This window comes from Streptomyces yamdrokensis, assembly GCF_053890455.1.
On record NZ_CM132679.1, the window covers coordinates 6331691 to 6338023 of the forward strand.

The 6333-nt window shown below is 70.6% G+C and carries 5 protein-coding genes; 1 reads left to right on the forward strand and 4 read right to left on the reverse strand.

Annotated features, from left to right (window positions below; genetic code table 11):
• Positions 1-8 precede the first annotated feature (8 nt).
• Entirely contained in the window at positions 9-1994 is a 1986-nt protein-coding gene (locus ACWZEH_RS28100; RefSeq protein ID WP_456193864.1) for an ABC1 kinase family protein, read from the forward strand.
• Positions 1995-2631: 637 nt separating this feature from the next.
• Here the strand turns inward: ACWZEH_RS28100 and ACWZEH_RS28105 are convergent.
• Genes ACWZEH_RS28105 through ACWZEH_RS28120 form a run of 4 tightly spaced genes read right to left on the reverse strand, consistent with a single transcriptional unit; the run spans position 2632 to position 6272 of the window.
• Positions 2632-3420 (reverse strand): ABC transporter permease, encoded by a 789-nt coding sequence (locus tag ACWZEH_RS28105; RefSeq protein ID WP_456193865.1) that lies wholly within the window; start codon positions 3418-3420, stop codon positions 2632-2634.
• Entirely contained in the window at positions 3417-4373 is a 957-nt protein-coding gene (locus ACWZEH_RS28110; RefSeq protein WP_456193866.1) for an ATP-binding cassette domain-containing protein, read from the reverse strand. Before ACWZEH_RS28110 ends, ACWZEH_RS28105 begins: the two co-directional genes overlap by 4 nt.
• Entirely contained in the window at positions 4370-4954 is a 585-nt protein-coding gene (locus ACWZEH_RS28115; RefSeq protein WP_456193867.1) for a DUF3995 domain-containing protein, read from the reverse strand. Before ACWZEH_RS28115 ends, ACWZEH_RS28110 begins: the two co-directional genes overlap by 4 nt.
• 49 nt (positions 4955-5003) lie before the next feature.
• Positions 5004-6272: a cytochrome P450 gene (locus tag ACWZEH_RS28120; protein WP_456193868.1), complete on the reverse strand. Its 1269-nt coding sequence runs from the start codon at positions 6270-6272 to the stop codon at positions 5004-5006.
• Between the last annotated feature and the right edge of the window lie 61 nt (positions 6273-6333).

Consider the following 6333-nt stretch of genomic DNA (forward strand, 5'->3'; position numbering starts at 1 on the left):
TCCTCACGTTGACCGCGTTCGTTATCGTCCTGACCGCTGTGGGCACCATCGCCCTCGGTCTGGTGGTACTCGGTTTCGGGGCGCGCAGACTGCTCGGTCTGCGGATCGGCGCGCTGCGCTCCCTGCTCACCGGATGCACCGGGCTGCTCACCACCGGACTGGTGAGTTCCGCGATGGGGCCCACCGCGGCGGGCACCGCACTGGTGACCGTCCAGGTGGGCTGCGCCCTGCTGGCCGCCATGATCTTCCTGGCCCTGTCCGAGGCGGTGGTGCCCAGCGGGTCGGTCGGCGGCATCGTCCGCTGGCCACGCTCCGTGAAGCGCCGGGTGGCGCGCACCCAGCGCTTCACGGAGCTCAGCAGGATCGCCCTCCGGCACGGGCTGGGCCGCCTCCCGCGGCTGTCCGGCCTGACCGGCCCGGCGACGAGCGCCACCCGGACGGAGCACGCCCGCGCCCTGCGGATGGCCCTTGAGGAGGCGGGCACCACCTTCGTCAAACTCGGCCAGGTGCTCTCCACCCGCTACGACCTGCTGCCCGCCGAGTTCATCGACGAACTGAGCCTGCTCCAGTGCGCGGCGGCCGCCGAGCCCTGGGACGACATCGAGCAGGTGCTCACCGAGGACCTCGGAGCCCCGCCGGGTGAGGTGTTCGCCGAGTTCGACACCGTGCCGCTGGCGGCCGGCTCCGTCGCCCAGGTGCACCGGGCACGCCTGCGGGACGGCCGGACGGTCGCCGTCAAGGTGCGGCGCCCCCGGGCCCGCCAGGTGGTGGAACGCGACCTGGACATCCTCCTGCGGATCGCCCGGAGGACCGGTGAACGCACCGCGTGGGGCCGCTCCGTCGGAGTCACCGGACTGGTCCAGGGCTTCGGCGCCTCCCTCCGGGAGGAACTCGACTTCCGCACCGAGGCCCGCAACACCCAGGAGGTCGCCGCCGCGCGGGAGGCCGATGCCGGACAGCACCTGTCAAAAGATCCGGCCCCACGCCCGGCAGTGAAGATCCCCGCCGTCCACGACGGTCTGACCACCGCCCGCGTGCTGGTGGTGGAATGGCTGGACGGGGTGACGCTCGACAAGGCCGCCGAGTCCGCCGACGCCCGCGGATTCGACCGGACGGCGCTCGCCGGAGCGTTGCTGGACTGCGTCCTCGCGCAGATCATGACCGACGGCGTCTTCCACGCCGATCCGCACCCGGGCAACATCATGCTGCTGGACGACGGACGACTGGGACTGCTGGACTTCGGCTGCGCCGGCCGTATCGACCGGGTGCTGCGTTCGGCGCTGCGCGACCTGCTGGTCGCGATCCACCGCAACGACCAGCAGGCCCTCTGCGACGCGCTGCTGGAACTGGTGGAGCACCGGCCGGAACCGGCCGACGAGAACCGGCTGACCCGTGACCTGGGCCGGTTCATGGCCCGGCACCTGGTCCCGGGGACCCGGCCGGACCGGGACATGTTCGCGGCGCTGTTCGCGCTGGTGACCAAGTACGGGCTCGTCGTGCCCGGCGAGATCGCCGCCGTGTTCCGTTCCCTGTCGACGCTGGAGGTGTCCCTCGGCCGGCTGGTCCCCGACTACGACATCATCGCCGAGGCCCGCCGGTTCGCGACCTCCCAGGTCCGGCGGAAGCTGGCCCCGGGGAGCCTCGGACGGGCGGCCGCGGACGAGATGCTCACGCTGCTGCCGGTCCTGCGCCGGCTGCCGCGCCGGGTGGACCGCATCACGGAGGCCCTGGAGCAGGGACGGCTGAGCGTGAACGTCCGGGTGCTGGCCGACGAACGTGACCGCGACTTCGTCCGTGGCATCGTCCACGACGTACTGCTGGCTTTCAGCGGCGGTGCGGCCGGGGTGGTCGGGGTGATGCTGCTGCAGACGCCCGGCGGGCCGGAGATCACCCCGTCGGTCGGACTGTTCGAGGTGCTCGGGTGCAATCTGCTGCTCGTCGCCTCGGCGCTGACGCTGCGAGTGCTGTTCTCGCTCTCCCGCGGCCGCCGCTGACCTCGGCCACCCGGGCCCGCAGAAGGGCCACGCGGCTCAGGGGTCCTTGCACTATGCCCGCCCGATGAGGTCGCGCGGCCCGGCACCGCACCTCGCCGCGTTGCCGAAAAGCCCTGGTAGCTCCGCTACAAGGGCTCTCCGGCGCCTTGCAACGCACGGCACCGGACCACGCGACCTCATCGGGCGCTCATAGTGCAAGGACCCCTCAGGGCCGCGGGGGTGACCGCACGCCCCGCTCCGAGCCCCGGGCCCGGCTCGAGTCCGGTACTGCGGGACGCCGCCCAGGCGATGCCGGACGAGAAACGGAGCCCGGAGCGGATGTGCCACGCTCCGCGGGAGATGCTGCCGATCGGCCGGAGCCCCACATGGTTCGCAACGCCGCCTGCCGGGCACTGCACGTCCGGGGTCGGGGGCCGGCTGCGACAGGAACCGACCCCTCGGCGCACACCTCGGCGCCGTCGCCGCCGAACTCGCACGGCCGCCCACGCAGAACGCCCGGCCGGGGAAACCCGGCCGGGCGTTCTGTATGAACCACTCGTACCTTGATCTGACGAAACCGACCGGCCGTGTGGTGCAACGGCCCGTGGAAACCGCCGAGCACGCGACCGGGCCCTTCGGCGTAGGGAGGCGGTCGCCCTCAGCGGGCGGTCGCCGTGCTGTAGGCGCGGCCCGACATCGGGATGACCACGGCGAGGATGGCACCGACCAGGAGCAGCGACATCGCGATGGGATGCTCGGCCGGCAGCCCCGTGCCGAGGCCCACGGTGGGGTTGCCGAAGAGTTGCCTGCAGGCGGTGACCACCATGCTGACCGGATTCCACTCGGCGACGACCCTCAGCCAGGTCGGCAGCCCGTCCGGCGGGACGAACGCGTTGGACAGGAACACCAGCGGCATCATCGCCATGAACGCCAGGGCGTTGACCGATTCGGTGCTGCGCAGCGCCAGACCGAGCAGCGCGCCGAGCCACGACATGGCGAAGCCGAGCAGGAGCAGCAGCCCGAACGCCGCGAGGGCCTTGGGCAGTCCGTTGTGGATGCGCCAGCCGATGAGATAGCCGACACCGGCCATCAGGATGCAGGACCAGGCGGCGAGCGCCATGTCTGCGGTGGTGCGGCCGATCAGCACCGCGGAACGGGAGATCGGCAGTGAACGGAATCGGTCCACCAGGCCGTTGCTCAGGTCCCCGACGACGCCCAGGGCCGTCTGGGAGATGTTGGCCATCATCACCTGGATGAAGATGCCCGCCATGATGTATTCCTGGTAGTTGCCGCCCTCCACCGTCATGGCACTGCCGAAGAGCATGCCGAAGATCAGCACGAAGGCGATCGGCATGATGGTAACGCTGATCAGCTGCTCGGGTATGCGGTAGATGTGCCGGAAGTGACGGCCCACCAAAGCCCGTACGTCACTCAGTGTCTCGGTCACGCCGAATCCTTCTCCCTGGCCTTCTGGCCGGTCAGCGTCATGAAAACATCGTCGAGCGAAGGGCGTCGAACGGCGAACTCCGCTATTTCGATGCCGAGTTCCTCCACCGCCGCGGCTGCGGCGGCGACACCGCCCATCCCGTCGGGCAGCGGCACCGACACGATGCGACCGTCCTCGGAGACCGACGGGGTGGTCGCGAGCCGGGCACCGATCGCGGCCACCACCCGGGAGGTGTCCTCGGTGGCGAGCGCGGCGACCTCGAGGCGCTCGTTGCCGACCTTCTGCTTCAGCTGGTCGGCGGTGCCGTCGGCGATCACCTTGCCGGAGTCGATGACCACGATGCGGTCGGCGAGCTGGTCGGCCTCTTCCAGGTACTGGGTGGTCAGCAGGACGGTGACGCCCTTGGCCACCTGCTCCCGGATCATCCCCCACAGCACGAGCCGGCTGCTGGGGTCGAGTCCGGTGGTCGGCTCGTCGAGAAAGAGGACCGGCGGGTCGACCATCAGACTGGCCGCCAGGTCCAGCCGCCTGCGCATGCCGCCGGAGTAGGTCCGTACCACCCGGTCGGCGGCGTCGGAGAGTTCGAACCGCTCCAGCAACTCGTCCGCCTTCCGGCGCGACGGGCCCTTGCCCAGGTGCAGCAGGGTGCCGATGAGCCGCAGGTTCTCGCGGCCGGTGAGCCGCTCGTCGAGGGCCGCGTACTGGCCGGTGAGGCCGATCCGGCGGCGTACCTCCTTGGGCTGGTTGAGGGCGTCGAATCCGGCGACCGTCGCCCGGCCCTCCTCGGGCCGGAGCAGGGTGGCCAGGATGCGGACGGTGGTGGTCTTGCCCGCACCGTTGGGGCCGAGCAGTCCGAGGACCGTTCCCTCGGGCACGGAGAGGGACACCCCGCTCAGGGCCTCGTGCCCCTTGTAACTCTTGCGGAGGCCCTCGGCCTCGATGGCGTTGGTCACGAGTTCACCTCGATGGTTGACGGGGCCCGCCGGGTCCGCTTGTCCGGCTGCGGGACATCGCTCCCGGGGGCGGGCGAACGGCGGGGGCGGCGGCGCAGGTGGAGGCCGGCGAGCACCAGCGACGCGCCCCAGACGAAGAACACGGGATACCAGTAGAAGTTCCAGGGACCGAAGGAGGCGGCCACTTCCGCGCTCGGCTCGACCCTGCCCACGGCTACGAAGAACCGCAGGTAGCCATAGCCGAGTCCCCACAACGCGAGCCCGGTGCCACCGATCAGGGCCGCCCCGACGCGGAGCCACCGGGGAAAGAAGTCCCCCCAGGGCCGGAAGAGGGCGGTGGTCGCGAGGGCGGCGAGAGTGGCGGCCGCTCCCATGCCCCAGAAGGCGATCATGCGTTGCCAGGCCACGTCCGGCACCGACTCGGGGGTGTCGGGGTAGGCGACCATGATCCCCAGCCCCCACCACAGGTGCGGCAGGGCGTAGGCGAGCCCGGCGATCAGCGCGCAGTACCCGACGGCCCGCTCCCCTCGGGAAACCGGGGCCACGGACGCCGACGTGGCATCCTCTCGTGCCTTCGACATCGTCTTCCTCTTCCTTCTCATCAGGACCTGCGGGTGGAACGAACGGCCCTCAGCTCCACCGGGCGAGCCCTTCACGGTCCGCCTCGAAGTGGACGGGCATGCTCTCCAGGCCGCTGAGGAAGTTGGAGAGCACCGGCTCCACCGGGCCGTTGGGCTCGATGCGGTCCGCCACGGTCCGCAGTCCGTCGAGCATGGCGTTGATCTCGACACGGCCGAGGAACGCACCGAGGCAGAAGTGCGGCCCGTAGCCGAACGACACGTGCTTGTTGGGGGTGCGGGCCAGGTCGAACGTCTCGGGGGCGTCGAAGACGTCCTCGTCCCGGTTGGCGGAGGTGTTCCACAGGGTGACGATGTCGTCGGCGGCGATCCGCTGCCCCGCGACCTCGACGTCCCGCAGCGCCCGGCGGCCGAAGTGCATGCCCGGGGTCGTCCAGCGCAGCACCTCCTCCACGGCGCTTTCCACCGTCACCTCGCCCTGCTTCAGCGCGTTCCACTGCTCCGGGTGACGCATCAGCGCCTGCACCCCGCCGATCATCGACAGCCGGCTGGTCTCGTCGCCGCCGATGATCAGGCTGTAGCAGTTCAGGACGATCTCGTCCTCGTCGAGCGGCTTTCCGTCGATCTCGCCGGTGGCCAGCACGCTGATGACGTCGTCGACCGGGTTCCTCCTGCGCTCCTCGGCGAGTTCGCCGAAGTACAGAAGGATCTCGTTGCGGGCGAGCCACGAGTCCTGGGCGCTGGTGTCGGCCGTACTGGAACTGAGTGCCTGCTTGTTGAGGCCGAGCAGGAAGGCGCGGTCCGACTCGGGGACGCCCAGCAGGTCGCAGATGGTGGCGATCGGGATGTGCTCGGCGACGTCCCGCGCGAAGTCCGCCTCGCCCCGCTCCACCGCGGTCTTGAGGAGCATGCGGGTGCGCTGCACGACCTGCTCCGAGATGTGCCGCAGGGCGCGCGGCGAGAACGACTTGAGCATCAGCTTGCGGATCGCCGCGTGCCGGGGGCCGTCGGTGACCGCGAGCATCTTGCCCGCCGCGGAGTCACTGCCGTGCAACAGCGTGACCAGCAGGTTCCCTCGCTCGGAGGTGAAGTTGTCGTCGTCCTTGTACACCTTCATGATGTCGTCGTACTTGGACAGGACCCAGAATTCGGGTCCCGCCGCGGCCGCCGGATGACGGTGCACCGGGCGCTCGGCGCGGAACCGGCGCCACATGGCGTGGACGTCGGTCGTCTGATAGGTCCGGGGATCGGTCAGGTCGAAGCTGTCGAGCTCACGGTCCTCGACGTCGGCTCCGCCCAGTGCCGCGGTGGCGCTGGTCATAGGGGCTTGCTCCAAGTGGGTGCGCTGTGGCGGGTCGTCGGTACGGGGGTGCTCCGGCGGT

Coding starts and splice junctions, on each gene's coding strand:
- ACWZEH_RS28115 (WP_456193867.1), bottom strand. CDS start 4,954: ATGTCGAAGGCACGAGAGGATGCCACGTCGGCGTCCGTGGCCCCGGTT.
- ACWZEH_RS28120 (WP_456193868.1), bottom strand. CDS start 6,272: ATGACCAGCGCCACCGCGGCACTGGGCGGAGCCGACGTCGAGGACCGT.